Raw genomic sequence first — 25,474 nt, 5'->3', positions numbered from 1 at the left:
TATTAAGCTTGTCTGGGAACCTAAATGCCTGTATACTATGTAATGTTGTTCGGAAAGCTTGACAGACAATCGCTGGTGGCCTTTGTTGCCACGAGAGGAAAGTCCGGGCTCCACAGGGCAGGATGCTGGATAACGTCCAGTCAGCGCGAGTTGAAGGATAGTGCCACAGAAATGGACCGCCGATGGCCGGATTTTCCGGCACAGGCAAGGATGGAACCGAGGTGTAAGAGACCCCGAGGAACGCTGGTGACTTCGTTCCTGGTAAACCCCATCTGGAGCAAGACCTAATGGGACACAGCCGCCTCTTCGGAGGAGGCAACCTTAGCCCGAGGTGTGTCTAGGTTGGTCGCTTGAGCTGTGCAGCAATGTATGGCCTAGATAGATGATTGTCGCTTCTGGTGGGAGGGTAGTTCCCGTATGAACCACGAAGAGCACAGAACCCGGCTTACGGTAAGCTTTCCTAACTGCAACAACAACACAATGTAGTCCACCTATCAGTCGAGGACAACTCGTATGAATTATCCGATGGCCTGACTGATCAGAAGGACCCATGAACATCTAAAAAAACTTAACTCCTGTTGATAACAGGTTCTATAAAAAAAAGGCGGCAGTTCCGAGATTCTCGGGCCTGCCGCCTTTTTTTTGTTTCTCATATCAAGTTATTAATCTTCATACGCTAATGGAATAGTCAAACGTTTATGACAGTTCATTACAGTGTAACAACACTGTCCGATGTTAAGGAAGCATGCCAACGTTGGATGGCGCGATCCATTCTTTCCACGGCTTCCGGAAGGAGCTCAGGGTCCGTATGAGTAAAGTTGATCCGCATGCGGTTTAACTCCGGTGTACCTGCATAGAAAGAATCACCTGGCACGATGCACACTTTCTCCTGGATACCATAAGTGAACAGATTGCTTGCAAGCATGCCTTCAGGCAATTGCAGCCACAAGAACATGCCACCTTGAGGTGAATTCCACGAGATGCCTTCCCAAGCTTTGGCTGCCATAAGAGTCGTCAGTGTTTTCATGCGTTTTTCATAATCCTCTGAAATATGGCGGATATGCGCATCCAGATCGAAAGATTCAAGTAGTGCATGAAGCGCTCTTTGGTCAATGCTGCTGGAGTGCAAGTCAGCACCTTGTTTGGCTCGTGCTGCCATTTTGACAATATCGGGGGCAGCCAGTATCCAGCCCGTACGAAGGCCAGGTGCTACCGTTTTGGAGAATGTACTGGTGTAGATAACGTTGGAAGGGCCGTCATAGGATACTGCATCCAGTTCTGCGAGAGCAGGGACATCCAATTGCTCCGGATTAAACCGAATTTCACCATAGGGATCATCTTCCAGAATGAGTACACCATACTTGCGGCACAGATCCACAGCCTGCTGTCTTCTTTCTCGCGACCATACTTTTCCCGTAGGATTGGAGAACGTGGGGTTAATGTAGACAAGTTTTGGACGATGCAACTGGAGTTGTTCCTCCAGAGATTCAGGCAACATACCGTGATCATCACAGGCTACGCCGTGAGATTCAGCTTGATAGGAATGAATGACTTGCAGAGCAGCGAGGTAGGTTGGTGATTCAACCAATACGCGGTCACCCGGGTCGAGAAGGATGCGGCAAACCAAGTCAATGGATTGCTGTGAACCCGTAGTGAGAAGCATGTGATCGGGTGAAGCGGGAATGCCCTTGGATTCAAGACGTTCGGCGATTTTGGCGCGAAGAGGACGGTAACCCTCAGTCTCCGCATATTGAAGAGCGGCTGCTCCGCTCATAAATACTTTTTCATATGCAGCGCGGATGGCTTCCAGCGGGAATGAAGTCTGGGCTGGTAATCCACCGGCTAGTGAGATCATTCCAGGTGCCTGAGCGGCCTGGAGCATGTCGCGAACGACAGAGGACGGGGTGTTTTGTGCCATTTTGGACCAAGGGATACTCATGTTATTCTCATCTCCTGTTATTCACTGTTATACTGATATTATAAACTATAATAGACGGACTACACTATAACAGTAAAATGAAGATCATAACAGTTGGGGGAGCACATATGCATATTGAATTAAAGCGGGGAAGCAGTACCAAATTGTACGTGCAGATTGCGCTAACGATTGCCGATCGCATCAGATCAGGACTCATCGAACCCGGAACCCGACTTCCTTCTGTGCGTAAAATGACCGCGGATTTGGGTGTCAGCCTGGTCACTGTATCCAAAGCGTATGCTGAACTTGAAGCGATTCAATTGATCACCTGCTCCCAGGGGAAAGGTTGTTATGTGAGAGGTACATTGAACGTGGATCAGATGGAGGATGTGGACCGAACGCAGCGGAACAATGCCAACAGTGAATCCGGTACGTCATGGAATTGGCAGATGGCACTGGTGGATTATTTACCGCGAGCCCAGCTCTGGAGACATTTTGATACGTCACCTCAAGTGCGGTATGAACTTCATATGTCAGCGATTCAGCCTGAACTGTTGCCTACACGCGAGGTTATCGACAGCGCCTACCGACTCTCCTCTGATCATACAGAGCGTATGGCAGCTTACGGATCTTTTCAGGGGGATCGGGAGCTTAGACAGATCTTGGCCGAACACTTTGCCGAGCGTGGACTACAGGCTACACCTGAACGCATGTTAATTACAAGTGGTGCTCAGCAGGGAATCGATCTTGTGGCACGAACTTTTGTCGGACCTGGGGATGTTGTATACATGGAGGCACCAAGCTATACCGGAGCCATTGATGTATTTACGAGTAGAGGCGCGAAGATCATTACGGTCCCAATGGATGACGAAGGCATGCGTATTGATCTGTTGACCCGATTATGTGATACCTATCCGCCCAAGCTGATCTATACGATCCCGACCTATCACAATCCAACAGGTATCACGATGAGCGCAAGAAGACGAGCACAACTTCTTAATCTCGCGCAAAGCTACCACTGCCTCATTCTGGAGGATGATCCGTTTGCAGATCTTTATTTTAGGGAACCTCCCCCGGCTTCCATTAAATCGATGGATGGGACAGGTCATGTCGTATATATCAAAAGCTTCAGCAAGGTGTTGTCTCCCGGTTGCCGTATAGCCTGCGCCATCGCAGACGGAAGTGTATTGACCCGGCTTGTGGCCGCGAAATCTACGGCGGATCTGGGGAGTCCGCTGCTTACACAAAAGGCACTGCAATCTTTCATTCAGAATCAGTACGGTGCCTATGTATCGCGATTGAGGGATGAATTGTATTCTCGCTTGTGTGCAGCATCTGAAGTGCTGGAAGAGCATGCTACTATGGGCATGCAATGGCGCTTGCCAGAGGGAGGACTCAATCTGTGGCTCCAACTTCCGAGTAACTTGGATATGCGTGAGTTGCATCATCAGTCACTTGCTGCAGGGGTCTCTTTCCTCCCCGGTTCCGCCTGTTATGTAGGGGAGATGGATACACCAAGTCTGCGTATCTGCTTCACTGTAACAAACGTTGAGCTTTTGTGTGAAGGACTTCGTGTACTGTGCCAAGTCATTGACAGAGTAACACCTGGGCAGGGTGGGACAGTGGCGGACAGGCTACCGCTCATATAATTTTTCGGACTATGGACATACATCCAATCCACTTTCGCTCTGTTGCAATAGGTTATAGTATCACCAGAAAGGGAGTTGGTTTTGAAATGAACCATTACTGTCCACCGCTTTGCCCGATTGTCTGTGACCCGATCCAGGTTGTTGAGGATTATTACATCCCACAAATCGTGCCTGTAATCCACCCGATTGAAGTGATCAAAAAACATCACTGTGTTCCGATTCATCACCACATGTATCCTGTTGTTGTCAAAGAAGAAGACCCTTGTTATGTATCCAGCCATAATCCGAAGAAAAAATCCGTGAAAAAATCAAGCAAAGCCCGCACAACTTCTCGCAAACGCTAATCGCAGCGGGTGCCCCGGGGAATTGGATATAAACCAAAAAGAGCAGCGTACGCCCCGGGGCGCAGCTGCTTTTGTATTTTTTACAGATTATCCTCATTACGCTTACTGAGTATACTTTTTCATCGTATTATCCATTTGTTGTCTGACATGTTGCGGCCAGAACTGCAAAGGAGCGCTGTTGCCTGATGCGGCTTGCAGTGCCTTATAGACATCGATTTGGCCATAACCGAAATACTTGTCGTGACCTGGATCACCGAGGTCAATAACACTTTGGCGCATCAAATCCATCACTTCCGTGTTGGTCAAGTCCGGGTTCAACGAACGAATCAAACCTGCAAGTGCGGCTACATGAGGGCTAGCCATGGACGTTCCAGATAAGGCCGCATACTGATTGTTTGGATAGGTACTGGCGATACTGGACCCTGGAGCCATCACATCAACATAGTCCCCGTAGTTGGAATAGGAAGCTTTGCTCATATCCGGGTCCGTAGCAGATACGGCAAATACTTCCGGATAAGCAGCAGGGTACCCTGGACGCTCTGTATTATCATTCCCCGTGGCTGCAATTAGGACGATATCCCGGTCAAAAGCGTATTTAATGGCATCATGAAGAAATTGCGCATCAGCATAATTGCCCAGACTCATGTTGATCACTTTGGCTCCATGATCGGCTGCCCAGATGATGCCTTCGGCAACGGCATACGTGGTACCAGAACCCGAGTTGTCGAGTACTTTAACCGGTAGTACCTTGTTATACCAGCTCATGCCTGCCACGCCTTCATTATTGTTGACAGTAGCGCCGATAATGCCTGCGACGTGTGTCCCATGTCCCACATCATCCATCGGTTGGCTTCCCGGCTCGACCACATTATAACCCTCAAGGAGCTTGCCCTTCAGGTCAGGATGATTCATATCAACCCCCGTATCAACCACTGCAACGATGACATCTTTGTTTCCCTTGGTAATATTCCAACCTCTGTTTGTTTCAATCGCAGGCAGGTTCCACTGATAATCGGAGAACAAAATGTCATTGGGTATCGTTACATCTGTTTGTTCAGTTACAGTATCATTGGTTAAATACATATAGTGGGGCTCCATATAGAGTGGATTCCATTTGCTTTCGAAATAACTATGCAATTGTTTGTAACTCATATGTTCTGACCGAAAAACATACGTGTATCCCAGCTTGCGCGCAGATTGCGCTCTCAGATCGGATTTAATGATACGCATATCCCGTTCACCGGGATCTTGGCGAAAACGGATGACGATTTCATTTTCATAAAAATGACTGGCATTTGCATTATCATGTCCAGTTTTTACTGTGATTTCGTTAAGCGTATCCGGGTGAACAGACTCAATTTTGAATTTACCCTCACGCGGATAAGGGATCATGCGCAGATTTTTGCGCTGATGTTGTTCAACAGCATTTAATACGTTCTGACTGAACAAGGCAATTACAGCTCTTTTGCCATCTTTGGAGGGTTGCCCCATAACAAAGTATTTTTCTTTTCCCAAAGGAAAAGAAGAGGATTCAAAACTTTGACGTTTGTTTACCGCCTTTTTGGCAAGGTTGAGCGAATGTTGAAGTTTCTGTTGTTCCAACTTGCTTCCTTGTGTGGAGGCGTGATCAAAGGGCTTGTTAAAAGAGCCATTGGTATTCATCAGATGAATGGATCTGATATGTTCATGTGAACTTTGGAGATCATTCACATATCGGCTAACCTGAGCAGCATTCATTGTGGCGGTTTTCTCCAGCATGATACTGAGATGTTGCTTGGCATCCATTCGGGTCAGAAGATCGGTTGCTTTGACATCCTGCACTTTCAGACGATGCTTACTCGTGTGCTCCTCATGAGCAGAGTCAGACAGGGCACCTGGCTTAGGTTCGGGACGATTGGATGTTGGAAGCAGGAGCGTCAGAGCGAGTGCTCCTGCACCAGCTGCAAGGGCCCAGTTAATCCATTTCGGTCTGGACATGGTGGATGGAACCTCCTTCGTTCATTTTGGACAATCATTAACAGTGCTTCGTCGTTGTCACTGGTTATATCTATCGTTAGAAAAAGCGGATATTTTTATGCAGGCGGGTTCGAGTCTAACTGCGTATAATAGGCATGTTTAACGGCAGAAGCGGAAAGCATGATTAAGGGATACCGCTCGTCATCTTTTTATGGTAGGATTATAGCTGAGAATTCAAAGGTCAGGGGAAAACCACCGTTGGCCGACCTATATGTAAGGACTTATTTAAGGGGGAGCTACCTTTATGTCAGCAGCCAATGTACAGAAAACATGTGAGTCAACTAGGGAAAAGTTAAAACCGGCTATCGATCGGATTGAAAATTTTTTGAATGAGAATGCTTTGCCTGAACTGGATCAGAATCAGACGGAAGAATCAACAGCCTTCTACAAAGGATTTCTTTCAGATCTCCGTCATTTGCTCGTTTTTTCTGAAGTTTCTTACGAAAAACTTGGCGTTGTGCTGCGTCGTGCCAACTTTGATGTCGATTTTGCCGAAAAGGCTCTTTATAATACGTATCACCAATGCGTAAACAGCTTTTTCTATCCCAAAAATGAATGTTATTCCGAAGACGGAAGATACGCTTACACAGGACAAGATGCCATTCGTTTCCGTGACAAGCCAATCCGTGCAGTACGGGATGTCATTCTTGAGGTTTCCAAAACGTACGAAGAATTGCGCGATGATCTGGCATATTATGAAAGTGATTACCTGACTCAGCGCCGTATGCAAAATCAACGGAATCACGCCTAATTAACGTTTAAACCTGAATATGAAATTGGACGAAACCGCCCTTGTGGCGGTTTTTTTGTGTTCTTAGTGAGAATCAGACGAGGTGTGATCATGTCATCATCTGGCATTTTGACGGGGAATATCAGGTTTGTGGCGGGGAGACAATAGTAGTCGAGGTGATAAAAAATGAGCCAAGACAAACCAATTGTCAAATGCAGCGTCTCCAACTGCAACTTTTGGGGAGAGAACAACTTCTGCCACGCTGATGCCATCATGATTGACATCGACCAACATGCCACCCGTCGTCTGCATGAGGAATTTGCCGGTGAGACATTTGACTCCGATCACCATGATCATGCACGCACATCCTCTGCAACATGCTGTCACACGTTCAAACCGAAGTGAGCAGTCATCCCTATTTATAACGGAGGTGCTTCCCAATGAAAAATGACGATAATAAGTTTAATTTTCAGGATCGCCCTAAAATCAATGTTGACGGTGAAAAACAGCGTATGCGCGTCGATTATCCCAGAAAAGCACATCGGGAAGAATACGGGGCAGAGGTCGCTCCTCCGACTGTCGTAAGAACTGGAGGTACCAAACGGGCAGAGCCTGTACCTGAGAAGCATGAGGCAGACCGGGTCATGGAATCAACAGGCAAGGTTGCGGGTTACATGGGACTTGCCTTCGGGATCGCGTCTTTGTTCATGTGGTCAATCGTACTTGGACCGGCCGCAGCCGTACTGGGTTACTATGCATATGTGAATGGTCGTAAGACAGCGGGAGCCTGGTCCATTGGACTGGGTGTTGTAGCTACGCTGAGTTATTTTTTCATGATTCCATTCGCTCGTTAACGTGTAAAATGATTCATTCAAAAGCCTTCTGTACTCACCCAAATGAGGTGAATTACAGAAGGTTTTTTTCGTATATGCGCAGGTTATGTGGAGAGATTCATATATTTTTTTGAAAACAATGGAACCTTGCTGTAAAACGATGTAGAATAAGGTCATAATACGCTTAATTATACGGGAGTGGGTATAACTCATGCAGATTGATCCAAGCGGATCGCGGCAGTTGTTGGAACTGCAATTGTCCAATGTGAATAACCAAACCAGTGGATCACAATCGGATGCTGGTTCAACAGTGGATTTCGCCAATGTGATGGACGGGCTGTTAGGTACGGGTGCCAATTCGACGAGCAATACAGATTCTACCGCTACGGTCTCCAAAAGATCCAGTGATGGTCTGTTGTGGCTGCAACTCGGAAGCACGTACAATCCAGATATAAATACGGCAGGATCGTCCTCTGTCTCCAATAACATCGTTGAGTCTTTATTATCTTCATCCAATACAGGAATCGTGGATTCAGGTGCATCTGTACCTACGGATTATGAATCTTTGATTGCCGAGGCAAGTGCCAAATACGGTGTTCCTGAATCATTGATCAAGGCCGTCATTGACACAGAGTCCAATTTTAACCCAAATGTGGTGTCCTCTGCCGGTGCCAAAGGGCTCATGCAATTAATGGATGGCACGGCTGCAGGGCTGGGTGTGAGTAATTCATTTGATCCTGCCCAGAACATTGATGCGGGTACGAGGTATCTTTCCCTTCAGCTCCAGCGTTTCGGTGGAGAAGTGAAGATGGCACTTGCTGCATATAATGCAGGGCCAGGGCGTGTTTCACGTCTGGGCGTGTCGAGTGATAGCGAACTGATGAGTGTACTTAACCGTTTGCCTTCCGAAACTCAGAATTATATCTCCAAGGTGGAGAAGGCACAGTCGAAATATGTGATCTAAACTCACAGATAGACAGTTGTGAAAACACATGATAGGCAGGATGAGATCAAATGTGGGAGCAGAAGCGCTTGAAACGCCTGTTCCCGGTTGGTCTTTTTGTGTTGTATGGGTATCGTGTTACAATGCTCACTGTAGGTTCATGAACGAAGAGATAAGGGAGGTCTAACCTCATTTGAAATATTTTGATTATGCTGCAACCACACCTCCCCATCCTGATGTGATTCGTACGATGGCCGAAATTATGGAGACACAATTCGGTAATCCGTCCTCCATCCATGGGTATGGAGAGCGTGCCGATCAGTTGCTGCGTCGTGCTCGATCTGGATGCGCTGCTGCAATCGGCGTTAAGCCTGAAGAGATTGTATTTACTTCCGGTGCCACCGAGAGTAACAATCTTGCGATAAAAGGTGCTGCATTACGTTATCAGTCACGAGGCAGACACATCATCACTACGGCTACCGAGCATGCCTCGGTGTACGAAAGTTTTATGCAATTGCAGCAGTGGGGATGGGAAGTGACATTAGTTCCCGTGAATTCCGATGGAGTGGTCAACGCTCAGCAGGTTGTAGACGCGATCAGGCCCGACACGGTGCTTGTAAGTCTGATGCATGTAAACAATGAAACAGGAGCCATCCATCCGATTGCAGAGATTGGCAAACAGCTCAAAAAGAAAGCACCACGGGTGCTTTTCCATGTGGATGGTGTTCAAGGCTTTGGAAAAATGAAGGCGACACCTGCCGTTTGGGGTGCAGATCTATACAGTCTGTCTGCTCACAAGATACGTGGACCGAAGGGAGCAGGTCTCCTGTATGTGCGAAGTGGAGTGGAGCTTACGCCACTATTGTCAGGAGGATCACAGGAGCAAGGCCTAAGAGCAGGCACAGAAAACGTGGCCTTGCTGGTAGGCATGGCAAAGGCCATGCGAATGGCAGCAGAAGATCAGGTTGATTTTGCCCGGCGTACAACGGTGCTCCGTGATCGATTGATGGAAACGATACGTGTTATTCCCGAATTTGAATTGAACAGTCGCCCAGAGGGTGCACCTCATATTGTACACTTCTCATATCCGGGGATGAAGGCAGAAGTGGCGCTGCACACCTTGGAGCAACTTGGCGTAACCATATCGACCCAATCTGCCTGCTCTTCGCGTTCGGCTGAACCGAGTCGGGCTCTACTTGCGATGGGCAGAGATGCAACTTGTGCTGGTGGCGGATTGCGTATTAGTCTTGGAGATGAACATACAGAAGAAGATGTAGCCTTGCTTGAACAGGCTTTACATCAGATGGTGGCGCAGTTGCGGCCCCTCGAAAGGCGGATGTAATGGAAATGAAATATGATATGCTGCTTCTCCGTTTCGGAGAGTTTATGTTAAAAGGGAAAAATCGTGCCCGATTTGAGAAAACGATCATTACACAGGTGAAAGCTTTGCTTAAACCTTATCCAGGAGCGAGCCTTCGCAAAGAATATGGCCGTGTCTATGTGGATCTTGGCGGTGAATCACATACTGAACTGATTAAGGTGCTGAAGCGGGTATTTGGTGTGATGTCGATTAGTCCGGTTAAAGTTACTCCATCCGAGCTTGATGAGATTGTGAAAACAGCAGTTGCGTTTATGAACGAAAGGGAAGACGAATTCAAAGAAGGCACCACATTTAAGGTAAATGTAAGGCGGGTTTGGAAGGAGTTCCCGAACTCTTCCCATGAAATGAACCATCTGGTCGGTTCCCCGATCCTTAGGAAGTTTCAGCAATTAAGTGTTGATGTTCGTCAACCTGATATTGAACTGCGAGTGGAAATTCGGGATCAGGGTACCTATATTTTCAACGAAACCATTCCGGCAGTAGGCGGCTTTCCACTGGGGACGAATGGCAAAGCGATGGTACTGCTATCAGGTGGAATAGACAGCCCGGTGGCAGCCTGGTCTTCCATGCGCCGTGGACTGGAAGTGGAATGTGTGCATTTTTACAGTTACCCGTTTACAAGCGAGCGCGCCAAAGAGAAAGTCATTGATTTGGCACGTGCCCTTGCTGATCATGCGGGAACAATCAAGCTGCATCTGGTTCCATTTACGGAGATCCAAACGGCATTTACCCAGCTGGGTCAGGATAATCTGATTATTACGCTGATGCGACGTTCAATGCTGCGAATTGCATCCAAACTTGCCGAGCGTGAGCGGGCACTCGCACTGATCACCGGGGATAGCCTGGGCCAAGTAGCGAGTCAGACTCTTCCGAGTATGAATGTCATTGGTCGTGCGACGGATCTGCCACTGTTGCGACCACTGGTTATGATGGATAAACAGGAGATCATTACCCTGTCCAAACAGATCGGAACGTATGACATTTCTATTTTGCCATATGAGGATTGCTGCACTCTCTTTGTGCCAAAGTCACCTTCAACCAATCCAAATCTTCGAATTGTGGATAAAATAGAATCAACAATGAGCCATCTGTCAGAATGGGTGGATCAGGCGGTGGAACAAACTGAAACGATCACACTGCACGCCGGTGAAACTTCTGTGGTAACGAATCCAACAGGAGACAATGGCTTGAAGGATGACTGGTTCTAAACTCAATAAAAATTAGCATGGCTGACATAATAAGGGCTATGTTAACTGCAAAAAAGGACTGTCCGATGAAATATCGTTCAGTCCTTTGCTGTATTCAGATGAAATTGTTAGTTTAAATTAGCCTATGAATAGGAGCGCTGTTGCTCCCCGCCAGATCCCTTGTGGCTGGAACTGCTGGAGCGTTTGCGATAACCTGCAAAGACTACACCTGCAATAACCACAACGATGAAAAGAATGCGCAATGCCGGATGTTCAGTAAAGTAAGGCAAGAGTCGCTGTTCCTCAGTGATCATATTGGAAGCCGTATACCCGAGAACAATGGCTCCGACATAGATGATCCAAGGAAAGTGATTAATTAGCTTGATAAACAGGGTACTGCCCCAGACGATAATAGGTACACTAATCAGGAGTCCAAGGATGACAAGCACGAGATGCTGCTGCGCTGCTCCAGCAACTGCAATCACGTTATCTAATCCCATGGCTGCATCCGCGATGACAATGGTACGAATAGCGGTCCACAAGGAAGTTCCCGCTTGGACATCATTGTGTTCATCTCCCTGATCCGCCAATAATTTATAGGCAATCCAGATCAGAAGTATGCCTCCCACAAGCAAGAGCCACGGAACTTTAAGCAACCATAAAACAACAACTGTTGCTAAAATTCGAATCAAAAGTGCGCCGCCAGTTCCATATAGAATCGCCTTTTTCTGCACGGAAGGGTGCAAATTTCGAGCTGCGAGACCAATGACGATGGCATTATCCCCAGCCAGAATTAGATCAATAAAGACAACGTTCAGCAAAGCCAGCCAGAATGTGGGACTAAATAGCTCCATGATATATGTCACTCCTTATATACGGTTCAATCATTAAGAATAGCATGGACAACTCTGACATACAAGTTAATGTGGGGGGGATGAGGACATGGATACACTATGGCTGTTAACTGAAATTTTAATGATCAATCTGGTATTAAGTGGAGATAATGCGGTTGTTATTGCGCTTGCCAGCAAGGATCTGCCACCAATACAACGCAAAAAAGCGGTATGGTGGGGAGCTTTTGGTGCGGTACTGCTGCGTTGTGTGTTAACCTTTGTAGCGGTATTATTGCTGGGAATTCCCTTTATCCAAGCGGCAGGTGGGCTGTTACTACTCTGGATTGCAGTAAAGCTGCTACTTCAAAATGAGGATGAAGTACATATTCGAGAAGCTTCTACGACCTGGAAAGCCATTCAAACCATTCTGATTGCCGATTTTGTAATGAGCTTGGATAATGTTTTGGCCATAGCGGCTTTGGCAGATGGAGATTTGGCTCTGATCGTCATTGGTATTGCAATCAGTATCCCCATCGTCGTATGGGGGAGCGGCTTAATTGTTGGTTTGTTGAAGCGATTTCCGATTCTTGTATTCGTCGGATCAGGCATCCTGGCCTTCACAGCAGGTGAGATGGTGATGAAAGACCCGAAGTTAGGAGAATGGCTGGGAGGTATGGCATCAGAGGTACATACGCTGCTACCCGTAGCCATGGCTTGTCTTGTGGTTGCGATTGGAGGCGCACATAAATTTGTGCGTAAGAACGCATAGTTTAATGTTGGATAAAAGCTTGAACATATGACCGTCTGAACCGTCCGGTTTAGGCGGTTTTGTGGTGAGAGAATACGCTTGTCAATACAACAACCATTGGGCTAATCATAAGTTGCACATTTTAGGGTAATACAGGTAAAGGGCGCACGCAAAGTGCGACATAAAGTATAGTTTTTTGCCGAAACATCGGATACACTAGAAGCATGATTACAGGTTTGAATATCAACAGTCAGCATGGAATGCGTATCGTTTATGAAGAAATAAAGTACATAGCCATAGTATAAGAGGTGATTGAGGATGAGAAATGAAAAAGCGATTGGACTATTTATTGCAGCTGCGGGAATTATTATTCTGCTTGGCAAGTTTGGCGTGTTTGGATTTATTGGTCGTAATTTCTGGCCTTTGCTGATCCTGCTGCCAGGCATCGCCCTTCATGCGTTATATTATGCGCGTATTTCACCATCGTGGTCACTCGTTCCTGCCGGCATACTAACGGTGTATGGTGTTTTATTCAGTATAACGAATACATGGGGCGCTGGACTTATGAGCAGGCTTTGGCCAGCATTCTTGCTAGGGATCGCCATAGGGTTACTCGAATATGGAATGGCTGAACGACGAAGACCGGAATATGTGTTACCTGCAGCTTTGATCCTTGGTGCGGTGTCCATCATATTATTCGGATTTACCTTGCTGCAAACGGGAATAATCTATGTACTTGCTGTCCTTTTGATCTTGGGTGGAGTCTGGTTATTACTTGGACGAGGACGTCAAGGGAGAGGCTGGTAACATTCCCAGTGGTCTTTTCGTGCGAAATATCTTGATTTTTACCTATAATAAACTATAATATAAGGGATATAGACATGCGTCGGGATATCACCGACGCTTATTTTGTGAGTAACCTGCGAAATTGCGGGAAGTTTAAGTAGATATGATTTGAAATTGGAAAGGATATGGATACAAAACATGCATTCAAGAGAACACATTCGCAATATTGCGATTATTGCCCACGTCGACCACGGAAAAACAACACTCGTTGACAAGTTGCTCCAGCAATCCGGTACTTACCGAGATCACGAAACGGTACAGGAGCGCGTAATGGACTCCAACGATTTGGAGCGTGAACGCGGTATTACGATTTTGGCCAAAAACACGGCTATAACTTATAAAGATTACCTGATTAATATTGTGGATACACCAGGACACGCCGACTTCGGTGGTGAAGTTGAACGTATCATGAAAATGGTTGACGGTGTATTGCTCGTTGTTGATGCTTATGAAGGCTGTATGCCACAAACGAAGTTTGTACTTCGTAAAGCACTTGAGCATAACCTGACACCAATCGTTGTTGTAAACAAAATTGACCGTCCAGCGGCTCGTCCGACTGAGGTTATTGATGAAGTATTGGACCTGTTCATTGAACTGGGTGCCAACGATCAACAACTCGAATTCCCTGTTGTATATGCTTCCGCATTGAACGGAACATCCAGCATGGATAATGATCCTGCCAAACAAGATGACAACATGATGGCGATCTACAATACCATCGTTAGTCATATCCCACACCCTACCGAAAATGTTGAAGAACCACTTCAATTCCTCGTTACTTTGATGGACTACAATGAATACCTTGGCCGTATTGCCATTGGTCGTGTTAACCGCGGTGTGATCCGTCAAGGACAATCGGTAACGGTTATTATGCGTGATGGTAAGAGTAAAACTGCACGTATCGAGAAACTGTTCGGTTTCCAAGGTCTCAAACGTATTGAGACGGAAGAAGCAGGAGCAGGTGACATCGTTGCCATTGCAGGGATCAAGGACATCAACATTGGTGAAACCATTGCCGACCCTAACAACCCGGAAGCTTTGCCAGTTCTGAAAATTGATGAGCCAACACTGCAAATGACGTTCCTCGTGAACAACAGTCCATTCGCAGGTCGTGAAGGTAAATGGGTAACTTCCCGTAAACTTCGTGAGCGTTTGTTGAAAGAGTTGGAAACAGATGTTTCCCTTCGTGTTGACGAAACGGATAGCCCTGATGCATTTATCGTTTCCGGACGTGGTGAGCTTCACTTGGGTATCCTGATTGAAAATATGCGTCGTGAAGGATATGAGCTTCAAGTATCCAAACCAGAAGTTATCGTAAGAGAAGTTGACGGTAAGAAAATGGAACCTGTTGAGCGCTTGTTGATTGATATCCCTGAAGAGAGCATGGGTTCCGTAATGGAGAGCCTGGGCGCACGTAAAGCAGAGATGGTTAACATGGTTAACACAGGTAGTGGTCAAGTTCGTCTGGAGTTCCTGATTCCAGCACGTGGTTTGATCGGATATAGCACAAATTTCCTGACATTGACTCGTGGTTACGGTGTAATGAACCATGCATTTGACAGCTACGCTCCAGTAGTATCCGGTCAAGTGGGCGGACGTCACCAAGGCGTGCTGATCTCAACTGAAACGGGTACATCTACGTTCTATGGCATGATGGGCGTTGAGGATCGAGGTACGCTCTTCTTGGAGCCGGGTACTGAAATCTACGAAGGTATGATTGTTGGTGAACATACACGTGACAATGATATCGTTGTTAACATCTGCAAAGAAAAACAACTGACTAACGTTCGTTCTTCCGGTAAAGATGATACGGTTAAAATTAAAACTCCGATTATCTTCTCGTTGGAACAGGCGCTTGAATATCTGAATGAAGATGAATATTGTGAGATTACACCAAAATCTATTCGTCTTCGTAAAAAGATCCTGAACAAATCCGAGCGTGAGCGTGCAGAAAAACAACGCAAAATGGCTTCTAAAGCCTAATAACAACAAAATAAACTATATAAGTTAGCATTTGATGGAACACATATGCACCATCGGCGTTGATTACAATCCACTAAAGTAGTGGAGGATACGGAATCGATTCTGTAGGAGCGAAGCGTTCGCCTTTATCCCCGGATTTTACCATTGAAAAATGGATCAAAAAAATCTGGGGATAACAGCGACCAAAAGAACGATCCGAATCCGAAACGGTCATATTGCAGAGCTTTGTAATTAATGTTGTTGGTGTTGTTCCATCAACCAGTTAACTTATCCTAGCATGAACACGAAAGGAGCTGGCTGTGCATGCAAGCATGGTTCGCGTCAAACCCGATCGTAGCCTACATCGTCATCTTTGTATTGATTACTTACGTATATAACAAGGTGTTTCGGGTACGTCAGAAATTGCCACTTGGTAAGGAAATCGTTCTCTATATTTTGATGGCGATGGGCACATTCATGCTTCTTATTTTTCAGATCGACAAGCTGCCCATCATTCAATGTTTGTTGGTCGCGGTTGGTTTGATGTTGTTAGTGAGAGTGCGTTATTTTATTGAAGGTCGTCAAAAGAAAAAAGCGGAAGCTGCCGCTCGAAACTCATAAATCCTGTCTTGTACAGACCATCCGTTTTCCTTAGGGAAAGCGGTTGTCTTTTATTTAGACAAAAACAGATGTGATAAAGGTGTTGAAGATATGAACTCAAATTCGAACGGACTGCCTCCACGGAGACAGGCACCGACGCAATCCGGTGCTTCTGGATCGAAGAATGGCAAGGGCGAGCAGCCTAAGAAGAAAAAGAGAATGAATGCTTTTGGCAGAATCCTTTTAAGTCTATTGGTTATTGCCATTGTGGTAGGCGGTGGATATGCGTACTGGGTATACAATCAAGTCGTGGATACAGGCATCGATAAACCGGTACCTCCCGGGATGTCAGCCACAACCAAACCGATCACGATGCTGTTATTAGGCACAGATAACCGTCCTGAAACTGGCACATATCTCTCGGATGTTGTTATGGTGGCTTCGTTGAATCCGGAGACCAAGACGGCAACCATTGTATCTTTACCACGAGACACACGTATTCAATTGGATGGGTACAAGTCGAACAAGCTGAATTCCTATTATCCAAGATTCAAAGCACAGGAAAAAACCACTGGCAAAAATGCAGAGGATCAGATGAAAGAAATGATGGGCAAGTATTTGGATGTAGATATTAATTATACAACCGTCCTGAATTTCCAGGCATTCCGTGATGCTGTCAATGCCGTGGGTGGCGTGGATGTGACTGTGGATAAAAATATGTGTTATAGAGATACAGCCGATGGTACAGATATCAATCTGGTCGCAGGCGCACAACATCTCGATGGTAAAGCAGCATTAGATTTTGTTCGTTACCGCAAATCCAATTGTAATCCAAAGACTGATGAATCCAACGACTTTGATCGTAATAAACGTCAAAACCAAGTGCTGAACTCCATGTTGGATCAGATGAAATCTCTTGGGGGCATTACAAAGATCAGCAAAGTGATTGGTGCAGTTGACAAGAATATGACGACAGATGTGGAATCGGAACAAATGAAAAACTTTATCTCGACGTATTGGAACATTTCCACTTCGGATGTGCATTATACTCCAGTTACTGGAGAATGGAGAAGTCCATATGTGTATATTAATGAAACGGAACTCGCCAATGCCAAGCAGGCTTTACAAGATACACTTTCAGGTAAAGTAACGGCTTCACCTTCAAGTGAATAACCTTCATTCTTTTGGGATTGGAAGCACGTTAATCGGTATGCTATAATAACATAAACCAAGTACAAGAATTGCATAAAGAAGGTTAGGGGGCTGGTTGAATGTCCGAAGCCGTCACACAATTAACTGAATCTCTTTTACAGCAATTCAAGAATGAGACCTTTGTGCTTCTGAGCACAGTGGATGTAGAATCCGGAGGTCCGACTTCAACAGCCATCTCCTGGATTTATGCGGAGAATGCTTCTACTTTTCGTATAGCAATTGATCATCGTTCACGTTTAGTGAATAACATGATTACTAATCCGCTCATTACGGTAACTGTTTTTGGAGAAGAGACGGTGTACGCAGTGAACGGACGTGCTGCGGTACGACAAGATCCGCTGCTGGACGTTCCATTTAATATGTGCTGTTTCGACATTACAATTGAAGCGGTGAGGAATGCTCTGTTTTACGGCGCTCAATTGTCCTCTGTGCCTCAATATGTCAAAATATATGATCAGCGTGCTGCTGAGAAATTAGATGAGCAGGTTTTTGCTGCCATGAAAAAAGCCTAGTGAGAGATCACTGGGCTTTTTGTTGTCTTTTGTCCGATGAATGCAGCTGCTGCATTTGTTGTTTTTGATTCATCGGTTCATCCGGATTTTGACGGACTTTGACGTCTTTCGGGAGTTGAGGGATAATTCGTCCCACCATGTCAGCGAGTTCTGAAGCAAAACCGGAAATTGGGTGCCCTTGACGAATATGTTCACCAATCTCTTTAATTCGTTCAGTGACATCTGCATCAGCAGTAACGATGGAATCTATACCTTCGGGGTCTTTGCGAAGTGCTTCGGCAACAGCGTACTTAATGGTACCCACCCGAGCACGTTCCAGTTCACCATCAACATCGATGCCAACTACGGCTGTATTACCGAGTATGACGCAGTTCGCATCTTCAACACCTTCTACTTGCTTGGCAAGGGCTTTAAGGTGATTGATTCGTTTTTCATTTGGCATCCGGCCACTCTTTGCATCATCCGCAATGTTGGTATCATGGACTTCACCTGTATTCTCATTGAGACGGTCCAAACGTGAAGGATTCATCCGATCTTCCTGTGCATTGAGCATGTGAGATCCTTTCCCTTGATCTTGCTGAGTTGTTACATTTCCTCCGTAACCTTTCGCATGTGTACCTTGATTCGGCGAAGCGCTGCGTGTGGAACTGTTGCAACCTGTAAGTATAAAGATCAGAAGCAGCGTGCAAACCCATATTTTCATAAATGTTCATCCTTTCTTGGAGTTTTTCAGAATGGTTGACAATTATTTTGCCCTAGTCGAATACATTTATGTATGGGATCATGATTGTCCATGCCGCTGCTGAAAGATCACACTATTCATGCCTTTAACGACGCCGCTTTGGAGGGGATTGAATGAAAAAGATTTTTGTATTGGATACCAACGTGCTTCTGCATGACCCCAATGCCATATTTGCCTTTGAGGAACATGAGGTAATCATTCCCGCGGTTGTACTGGAGGAGATCGACTCCAAAAAAAGAAATGCCGATGAAATTGGGCGTAATGCCCGTAATGTATCCAGACTGTTAGATGGATTACGAGAGCTGGGTCACTTGCACAGTGGGGTACCTTTGGCTAATGGAGGTAACCTGAAAGTAGAGCTGAATCATCGGAGTTTCGTGAAAGTTCAGGAAATGTTTGGTGAAGTGTCCAACGATAATCGCATTTTGGCTGTCGCACTGAATTATCAGATTGAGGAGAATGAAAAGGAAGTAGTCGAACGTCAGGTCGTGCTTGTCAGTAAAGATGTACTTGTGCGTATCAAAGCGGATGTACTTGGTCTGTTCACACAGGATTACTTATCAGATCGGACGGCAGGACTCAGTGAGTTATATCCAGGTTATACGGCCCTAAAAGTTCATCCGTCAGTGATTGATGAGTTTTACACATATCGTTTTTTACCAATCAAACCGTTACAGTTGTCTTATTCGTTGTATCCGAATGAATTTGTCATTCTCAAGGATGAGATGGGAACCAATAAATCGGCTTTGCTTAAAGTGAACACAGAGGGAACAAAGCTGGAGCCGCTTTTCCTCAGTAATGATAATGTCTGGGGTATTAGCGCACGTAACGCACAACAACGCATGGCACTGGAACTGCTTTTGAATGATGACATCCCGCTGGTTACTATCACCGGTAAAGCCGGAACAGGGAAAACCTTGCTGGCACTTGCAGCAGGTCTGCTTAAGGTAGAGGATGATCATAAATACAAAAAACTGTTGATCGCTCGTCCTGTCGTTCCGATGGGGAAAGATATCGGTTACTTGCCCGGTGAGAAGGAAGAAAAGCTTCGTCCATGGATGCAGCCGATATATGATAATCTGGAGTTTTTGTTTGACACCAAAAAAGCCGGAGATATCGATAAAATCCTAATGGGGCTTGGCAGTATTCAGGTGGAGGCCTTAACGTATATTCGTGGAAGATCGATACCTGGACAGTTTATCATTATTGATGAAGCCCAGAACCTGTCGCGCCACGAAGTGAAGACCATTGTATCAAGGGTCGGTGAAGGCAGTAAGATTATTTTGATGGGAGACCCCGAACAGATAGACCATCCGTATCTTGATTCTGCCAGTAATGGTCTGACGTATATCGTGGAACGGTTCAAACAAGAGGGAATCAGCGGACACATCATGCTCGAAAAAGGAGAACGGTCCAAGCTGGCACAGCTTGCAGCTGATTTATTGTAAAATTTAGGGGATTTATTTCCCGGAAAATGTTGTTATTGAAGCCGGCTCCTGGAGCCGGCTTTTTTGCTGAAAAAATAAGTAAGCGTTATTACACAGAACTCGATATGCTCTTATTATGCAAAAATCCGAAAAAGTGTTTTTCGGCAGGGTAGGACAAGAGTACTACTTATTTGTTACAATAATTGCTGCAGGAAAAAACTAGGTGAACAGGGAGGGAAGTTAATGAAGCGTAGACATCAGGTTGTTTTATTCGCGGTATTGCTGCTTTCGTTAACGATCTTGTCACCGAGTTTTGACTTTAGAGGTTCGCAGCTCAATCAGGAACGCGATCAGGAGAAGGATGCTTTTCCTGGGTCTTCGTCCCGTAATGAAGATGCTCAAGCTCCGCTGGAGATTGTAGTGGCCATGTCGGATGAAGAGTTTCAAGCCTTTCAAAAGATAGCCAAAGAAGTTGCTGCCTCCCAGCTGGTAGAGATTAATCTTCGGAATGAGAAGCCGGATACATATAAGCATGTTTTGGATCTTGAATTTTCACTAGGAGAGAACGGTGATGTTGTTCTGCTTGATAGTGAGGAAGTGCAATATTATGCCCAAAAAGGGTACCTGTATCCGTTAAACGGAACCACATTATCGAAGTCGCTAGGAGATACGGTAGTTGGGTTACGGGGAATGACAGAGTGGAATGGTTATCAGTGGGGAATGCCTTTTGATTTTGATCCGTACATTCTGGCTGCCCAATCTTCATTTCTGAAGAGAGCTGGTCTGGAGTCATTACCTCGCAATAAAGATCAGTGGGTCAAACTTACTCAACAAGCCGTTGCGGAAGGCACCCCTTTAATTACAATGAACATCAATGATATGTACGGGACAAATGCGTGGCTGAATCATTTGGAACCGAAAATGGCACCAGACCAAGTTAAACGAACACAGATAGATTCGCAAACGGGGAATCTTCAGCAGGGGATTCAGTTGATGAATCAGATTCAGCCCCTTATTAAGCTGGAGTCTACCAATTCAGAGTTCTCTCCAACTGCTGACCAGAACGGCACACCGATGGTTGTATCATTGTTATCTCAATTATTAAGTGCGGATCAAGCGAGTGCAGTTGATAAAGATTCTTTGGAGCGGATTTCTTTTGAAACCTTGGAAACCGTAAACTCCAGAAGCCTTGTTATTACTGCGGGGTCGGTTGAGGCTGAGGAGGCCAGTAGATGGATTGAAGGAATGACGTCCGCTACGACACAGCTGAAATGGTACCAACAGGTTAACCGGTTGCCCGCAAAGCAACAGGAGCTGGATATGGAGTCTGAGAAACTCGTTGGACGTTATGACATGACAAAGGGACAATCCTGGTTCCCGACCACCCAAGATGTCCCTGCTGCAACGACCGAAAGTCATGCTCTAATAACTCGTTTTCATAAAAAAGTACAACAATTCTTAAAGGGTGAAATTACAGCGAATCAATACGTAGACAGTATTAGAACGACGAATTAACGTTAAGTTCGTGTTCAACCTCTTTAAAAGGATATAGCTAGTTTTACTTCCAGTATGCCTTCACTTGTTGAAACATCGGTTGCTTTCACAAACGAGAGGATTTTCTGTGGATAGAACCCAAGGTCAAATTCTCTTTCCAGCATTCGGCGAGTGGTGTCTGGTAATTCAAGCTGGTTGAATACAAGTTTGTCCACATGAAAACGAATGGAGTTTTGCGGTTCATTTTCTACCGTATAATGTCCTTCTATGCTTAATTGCAACTGATCCCGCTGACCGGAAGCTATAATCTTATCCTGATTAAACTGAAAGGCAAAGTCTTCAAAGATTGAATTTTGAGAACGAAGAAATGCATTAAGCTCATCCTGCCCAATTCGAATCGTATACGTTGTTCCAGTTGTGGATATACCTCCGTTTTGTTTTTGGATAAAATCAGGCAGGTTCTGCATGGCAGATGCCAATGCTTTGAAATATCGTTTCACCTCATAGATGCCGATATTCTCCCAATAAAGGGTTAATTCATCCATCAGTTTCTGAATCGCTGCCGCATCTCCGCTGGTGGCTATTTGGGCATCCACTTCTTTTTGCAAGGCGACTACACGTTCCCGCTGGTTTTGAAGATTAGTCTTCATTTCGGTTAATTCTGTTGTAGTCTGACGAATCTGAGTAGAAGTCTGTTGCAGATCGCGATAACGGTCCTGATATTTGTCCAGCACAGCCTGATCCCGTCCGATAATAATCTGGTAATAATCATACAGTACAAACAGGTCTTTGAATGATCTGGCTCCCAGGACCGTCATGAGGAGGCTGTCGCGTTCTCCTGTGTAGTAGGACCTCACTACAGCTCCGGCCCGATCTTGCTGAATATGTATCTGCTCTTCCTGTTCCTGCAGCTGGACGGATAATGTCTCGTGTTGTTGACCCAGCTGCTTCTGCCTTTCGGTGATGCGTTCGATTTCATGATCGATTTCAACGATGGATAGACTTTTTTGTAATATCTCACGTGTATCCTCAGGTGAAGACTCTCCATAGGCATAGGCTAAAGGTAGCTGGAGGAATAAAATGATGCATAATATAAAGGCGGAAATGCCGTGTTGACGTTTCACCGATCCATTCTCCTTTCCACTTCTTAAATGACAATCGTACAGGCTTGTTGTCTTCCAGACAATATATGAAACAAATACGTGAAATATCCTTAGTGGTTACATAACACCATGAACATTCATTTAATCTGAACACAACAAAAAAGCAACCCGACAGATATCGGATCACTTTGATGCTGCAGGTGGATTAGAGCGGCAAACCCATTTCGAATACGGTCCAGTAGCTGAACCCCGTGAATGTTACGATCATATAACCCCAGAAGAGCAATATGTACGTTCGCTCGGTAAATTTCAAGTATCCCAAAATGACAAAAAACGCAGTCTGCAGGAAAAAAAGCAAAGCCATTTCGACCAGATCTCCCGCAAAAGCCATCAGGCCAATTGCAAGCGTGAAGAACCCGAGTACCCGAAACATGCGTGCCACGGTAAATCCTCCTCTCCTAAGTACGTTCATAGATTGTCTACACAACATTATACCGGGAAAGGAAAAACGTGTAAACAAATTTGGATATGAAAGCGAATTCTTTTTTTGCTCAAAGTAAGTATAGAGGGATATGTTTTACGTATGTCACGTATGAGCAAGCCTGAATGTGGAAATACATTTTAGTATGAAATCAATTCTATGAACTCTATGAGAGGCATAAGAATGAATGAAGCAGCTTTTATACCTAATTCACATACCGGGCTTCCGGTAATGCGGACGGTTATTTTAGGATGTTGTTAGGAGGGTATTATAGCATGACTGCAGTGAGACAGGATGCTTGGAGTACAGAGGACGATTTGATATTGGCTGAGGTTACTTTGCGTCATATTCGGGAAGGCAGTACACAATTGGCCGCTTTTGAAGAGGTGGGCGAAAAAATAGGCAGAACATCTGCCGCATGCGGTTTTCGCTGGAACAGTTGTGTACGTAAAAAGTATGATTCTGCCATCAGTAACGCCAAGGCACAACGACAAAAACGAAGTTATCTCAGAAAGCAACCAGCTATGCTCGGACCGCAGGTTGCAGCACTGTCTACACTGGACACTGAAGAACATCTGTACAAATCAGATGGGATCTCAGACGATTCATTATCGATGGATGCAGTAATCCGCTTCCTGCGACAATGGAAGGGAACGGTGCAGGAGAGTAGTCGTCAACTCAAGATGCTGGAGAAGGAGCTTCGGGAGAAAGAAGATGAATTGCTTGAACTACGTCTTGAGAATGACCGTCTCTCCAAGGAAGTGAATGAAGTACAGACGGATTACCGTGTGGTGAATGACGACTACAAAGCTTTGATTCAGATTATGGATCGGGCTCGCAGACTCGCATTTTTGTCCGAAGAAGAAGAGGAACTTAAGACACGTTTCAAGATGGATGCCAACGGGAATCTGGAACGAATTGAATAACAAATTCAGACGTTTGATTTGTGAAAGTCAGGTATGAACCCGCCACACCTCCGTTACACAACGGCAGGTATGACGGGTTTTTAGTTTGGTGTTTTTGTTCTATTATAGATAATAGAAGAGAAACTACTGAAGCGGAGAGGAGTGCATCATATGATCATTGACATCGTAGGAGCGGGGGCACTTGGTCTTTTGTATGGCGGGAAACTGCTGGCGTCAGGTAACCAGGTCAGATTTTGGACCAGAACAACAGCTCAGGCAGACCTCCTCAGCCATAATGGAGTAACCATTGTGGAACAAGACGAGGAGATACATATTCTACCGGATCAAATACAGGCGAAACCAATAAGTAAGCTGACTGACACATGGAAGAACACACCAGGAGAATGGTTACTGCTCATGGTTAAGCAGACAAGCATTGATGATTTCATTGATGAGATTAGTCCATTACAAGATCATGTGCTGAATGTCGCTTGTTTTCAGAATGGGATGGGCCATCTTACAAAACTTCAAGCAGCTTTGCCAAAGTCGCTTCTGTGTAGTGCGGTTACAACAGAAGGTGCGAAGCGAACACTAAGTCAGGTGACTCGTGCAGGTACAGGTGAAACTAGGCTGGGGAGGTACAACATACATATAGGAGCTTCTACCTCTATAGAGGAGAAGAGAACATTTACTCTGTCGGGATCGTTGCAGCAGGCAGGATTTGACTGTACAGTGTCGAATGAAATCGATAAGCTGATATACAGGAAACTATTGATTAATTCAGTCATTAACCCGCTCACGGCACTATGGCGAGTCCCTAATGGAGAATTGATCGTCAAGGAAGAACGAAAGAGGCTAATGCGCCAGTTATATGATGAAGTATTGTTAATCTACTCTGCAAGTGGAATATGTTTGGATCAGGATATGTGGGATCAACTGATATCGGTCTGTCGTTCTACTGCCACGAATACTTCCTCCATGCTCGCAGATGTTCTCGCTGGACGTGGTACAGAAGTGAGGTCAATTAACGGTCATATTGTAAAGATGGCACAGAAGTTGGACCTTGTTGCACCTACACATGAAATACTTCTTCATCTGATTGAAGGAATGCAACCGGAAGGAGTGAATTAATGGGACTTTTTATTGTATTAAGCATATTGCCCTTTTTTCCGTTCTTTCTTGTCTATTGGGGCATGTATGTATGGAAAAAAGACAAACGGAACGCCATGCGGATGGCAATGGATGTAACCACTTTTTTTCTTGTTTTTTCAGTATCGGCGTTATTCAACTTAACATTTGATTCGAATTTTGGTTTTTATCTGACATTATTACTCATACTACTAGCACTTGGATTTATCGGAGGTGCGCAAAATCGACTAAAGGGGAAGGTCGATGGGGGGAGAATGTTCCGGGCAGTATGGCGCATGGCCTTCATCATTATGAGTTTCGGGTATGTTTTGTTTACTTTATTTGGATTATTTAGATACTTCATGAAACAGATGTAAGGTTACATAACGCAAAAGAGGTAAGAAATGTGTCGATTTTGTCGAAAACTGAAAAAAACATTACTTTCTGAAAAAGTAATGTAGATTTTTTTGACCGGTGGTT

General features: G+C 45.3%; 25 protein-coding genes and 1 other RNA gene. 20 read left to right on the top strand and 6 right to left on the bottom strand.

The genetic code is table 11. The annotated features are described in order from the left end of the window. The first annotated feature begins 53 nt into the window (after window positions 1-53). Window positions 54-463: RNase P RNA component class A (rnpB, locus tag EL84_RS31065), an RNA gene on the top strand. 246 nt (window positions 464-709) lie between these two features. On the opposite strand, the gene EL84_RS27505 is transcribed toward rnpB, so the two are convergent. Further along, window positions 710-1,939 (bottom strand): PLP-dependent aminotransferase family protein, encoded by a 1,230-nt coding sequence (locus EL84_RS27505; RefSeq protein ID WP_047843774.1) that lies wholly within the window; start codon window positions 1,937-1,939, stop codon window positions 710-712. Window positions 1,940-2,046: 107 nt separating this feature from the next. On the opposite strand from EL84_RS27505, the gene EL84_RS27500 reads away from it, so the two are divergent. Beyond that, entirely contained in the window at window positions 2,047-3,567 is a 1,521-nt protein-coding gene (locus EL84_RS27500) for a PLP-dependent aminotransferase family protein (RefSeq protein WP_047843773.1), read from the top strand. Between the two features lie 86 nt (window positions 3,568-3,653). Further along, complete coding sequence (locus tag EL84_RS27495) at window positions 3,654-3,911, top strand: hypothetical protein (protein WP_036615016.1); 258 nt, start codon at window positions 3,654-3,656, stop codon at window positions 3,909-3,911. A gap of 102 nt (window positions 3,912-4,013) precedes the next feature. On the opposite strand, the gene EL84_RS27490 is transcribed toward EL84_RS27495, so the two are convergent. Beyond that, window positions 4,014-5,888: a S8 family peptidase gene (locus EL84_RS27490; protein ID WP_047843772.1), complete on the bottom strand. Its 1,875-nt coding sequence runs from the start codon at window positions 5,886-5,888 to the stop codon at window positions 4,014-4,016. Window positions 5,889-6,171: 283 nt separating this feature from the next. Here EL84_RS27490 and EL84_RS27485 point away from each other — a divergent pair, with 283 nt between their 5' ends. The 6 genes from EL84_RS27485 to thiI all read left to right on the top strand — a co-directional run bounded on the left by EL84_RS27485 (window position 6,172) and on the right by thiI (window position 11,022). Beyond that, a complete protein-coding gene (locus EL84_RS27485) occupies window positions 6,172-6,678 on the top strand; it encodes a YpuI family protein (RefSeq protein ID WP_017687263.1) in 507 nt (168 codons plus the stop codon). A 165-nt stretch (window positions 6,679-6,843) separates the two neighbouring features. Beyond that, window positions 6,844-7,062, top strand: coding sequence for a DUF1540 domain-containing protein (locus EL84_RS31535; RefSeq protein WP_074095869.1), 219 nt, complete (start codon window positions 6,844-6,846; stop codon window positions 7,060-7,062). A 35-nt stretch (window positions 7,063-7,097) separates the two neighbouring features. Continuing rightward, window positions 7,098-7,511, top strand: coding sequence for a hypothetical protein (locus EL84_RS27475; RefSeq protein WP_047843771.1), 414 nt, complete (start codon window positions 7,098-7,100; stop codon window positions 7,509-7,511). Between the two features lie 190 nt (window positions 7,512-7,701). Continuing rightward, window positions 7,702-8,454, top strand: coding sequence for a lytic transglycosylase domain-containing protein (locus EL84_RS27470; RefSeq protein ID WP_047843770.1), 753 nt, complete (start codon window positions 7,702-7,704; stop codon window positions 8,452-8,454). 172 nt (window positions 8,455-8,626) lie between these two features. After that, the gene (locus EL84_RS27465) at window positions 8,627-9,775 is read left to right on the top strand and encodes a cysteine desulfurase family protein (RefSeq protein ID WP_047843769.1); all 1,149 of its coding nucleotides are present in this window, start codon (window positions 8,627-8,629) and stop codon (window positions 9,773-9,775) included. 5 nt (window positions 9,776-9,780) lie between these two features. Further along, the gene (thiI, locus tag EL84_RS27460) at window positions 9,781-11,022 is read left to right on the top strand and encodes a tRNA uracil 4-sulfurtransferase ThiI (protein WP_047844440.1); all 1,242 of its coding nucleotides are present in this window, start codon (window positions 9,781-9,783) and stop codon (window positions 11,020-11,022) included. A gap of 122 nt (window positions 11,023-11,144) precedes the next feature. Here the strand turns inward: thiI and EL84_RS27455 are convergent, their stop codons facing one another. Beyond that, window positions 11,145-11,855, bottom strand: a complete 711-nt coding sequence (locus EL84_RS27455; RefSeq protein ID WP_047843768.1) for a TerC family protein — start codon at window positions 11,853-11,855, stop codon at window positions 11,145-11,147. Between the two features lie 88 nt (window positions 11,856-11,943). Between EL84_RS27455 and EL84_RS27450 the strand changes: the two genes are divergently transcribed. From EL84_RS27450 to EL84_RS27425, 6 genes are all read left to right on the top strand, one after another. Further along, window positions 11,944-12,603 (top strand): TerC family protein, encoded by a 660-nt coding sequence (locus tag EL84_RS27450; protein WP_047843767.1) that lies wholly within the window; start codon window positions 11,944-11,946, stop codon window positions 12,601-12,603. A 291-nt stretch (window positions 12,604-12,894) separates the two neighbouring features. Further along, entirely contained in the window at window positions 12,895-13,389 is a 495-nt protein-coding gene (locus EL84_RS27445; protein WP_036614997.1) for a hypothetical protein, read from the top strand. A gap of 177 nt (window positions 13,390-13,566) precedes the next feature. Next, window positions 13,567-15,411: a translational GTPase TypA gene (typA, locus tag EL84_RS27440; RefSeq protein ID WP_036614992.1), complete on the top strand. Its 1,845-nt coding sequence runs from the start codon at window positions 13,567-13,569 to the stop codon at window positions 15,409-15,411. A 303-nt stretch (window positions 15,412-15,714) separates the two neighbouring features. Beyond that, window positions 15,715-16,011: a YlaH-like family protein gene (locus tag EL84_RS27435; protein ID WP_047843765.1), complete on the top strand. Its 297-nt coding sequence runs from the start codon at window positions 15,715-15,717 to the stop codon at window positions 16,009-16,011. A 90-nt stretch (window positions 16,012-16,101) separates the two neighbouring features. After that, complete coding sequence (locus EL84_RS27430; RefSeq protein WP_047843764.1) at window positions 16,102-17,163, top strand: LCP family protein; 1,062 nt, start codon at window positions 16,102-16,104, stop codon at window positions 17,161-17,163. A gap of 98 nt (window positions 17,164-17,261) precedes the next feature. After that, window positions 17,262-17,714, top strand: a complete 453-nt coding sequence (locus EL84_RS27425; RefSeq protein ID WP_047843763.1) for a pyridoxamine 5'-phosphate oxidase family protein — start codon at window positions 17,262-17,264, stop codon at window positions 17,712-17,714. Between the two features lie 7 nt (window positions 17,715-17,721). Here the strand turns inward: EL84_RS27425 and EL84_RS27420 are convergent, their stop codons facing one another. Next, window positions 17,722-18,417: a YhcN/YlaJ family sporulation lipoprotein gene (locus tag EL84_RS27420; RefSeq protein ID WP_047843762.1), complete on the bottom strand. Its 696-nt coding sequence runs from the start codon at window positions 18,415-18,417 to the stop codon at window positions 17,722-17,724. 152 nt (window positions 18,418-18,569) lie between these two features. Here EL84_RS27420 and EL84_RS27415 point away from each other — a divergent pair, with 152 nt between their 5' ends. Both EL84_RS27415 and EL84_RS27410 read left to right on the top strand, forming a co-directional pair. Continuing rightward, a complete protein-coding gene (locus tag EL84_RS27415) occupies window positions 18,570-19,904 on the top strand; it encodes a PhoH family protein (RefSeq protein ID WP_024628438.1) in 1,335 nt (444 codons plus the stop codon). Window positions 19,905-20,126: 222 nt separating this feature from the next. Continuing rightward, a complete protein-coding gene (locus EL84_RS27410) occupies window positions 20,127-21,398 on the top strand; it encodes an extracellular solute-binding protein (RefSeq protein ID WP_047843761.1) in 1,272 nt (423 codons plus the stop codon). A 23-nt stretch (window positions 21,399-21,421) separates the two neighbouring features. Here the strand turns inward: EL84_RS27410 and EL84_RS27405 are convergent, their stop codons facing one another. Together EL84_RS27405 and EL84_RS27400 are read right to left on the bottom strand one after the other, a co-directional pair. Next, entirely contained in the window at window positions 21,422-22,501 is a 1,080-nt protein-coding gene (locus EL84_RS27405; RefSeq protein ID WP_053061625.1) for a hypothetical protein, read from the bottom strand. A gap of 184 nt (window positions 22,502-22,685) precedes the next feature. Then, window positions 22,686-22,922 (bottom strand): DUF2626 domain-containing protein, encoded by a 237-nt coding sequence (locus EL84_RS27400; protein ID WP_017687281.1) that lies wholly within the window; start codon window positions 22,920-22,922, stop codon window positions 22,686-22,688. A 314-nt stretch (window positions 22,923-23,236) separates the two neighbouring features. On the opposite strand from EL84_RS27400, the gene EL84_RS27395 reads away from it, so the two are divergent. The 3 genes from EL84_RS27395 to EL84_RS27385 all read left to right on the top strand — a co-directional run bounded on the left by EL84_RS27395 (window position 23,237) and on the right by EL84_RS27385 (window position 25,371). Then, complete coding sequence (locus EL84_RS27395) at window positions 23,237-23,887, top strand: RsfA family transcriptional regulator (RefSeq protein ID WP_036674824.1); 651 nt, start codon at window positions 23,237-23,239, stop codon at window positions 23,885-23,887. 150 nt (window positions 23,888-24,037) lie between these two features. Further along, window positions 24,038-24,997, top strand: coding sequence for a ketopantoate reductase family protein (locus tag EL84_RS27390; RefSeq protein WP_047843760.1), 960 nt, complete (start codon window positions 24,038-24,040; stop codon window positions 24,995-24,997). After that, complete coding sequence (locus tag EL84_RS27385) at window positions 24,997-25,371, top strand: DUF3397 domain-containing protein (protein WP_047843759.1); 375 nt, start codon at window positions 24,997-24,999, stop codon at window positions 25,369-25,371. Before EL84_RS27390 ends, EL84_RS27385 begins: the two co-directional genes overlap by 1 nt. The last annotated feature ends 103 nt before the right edge of the window (window positions 25,372-25,474 follow it).

It is taken from the genome of Paenibacillus sp. VT-400 (genome assembly GCF_001029205.1).
Taxonomy (GTDB): domain Bacteria; phylum Bacillota; class Bacilli; order Paenibacillales; family Paenibacillaceae; genus Paenibacillus; species Paenibacillus amylolyticus.
Note: the sequence above shows the minus strand (reverse complement) of the source record. Positions and strands in the feature narration are given on the sequence as shown.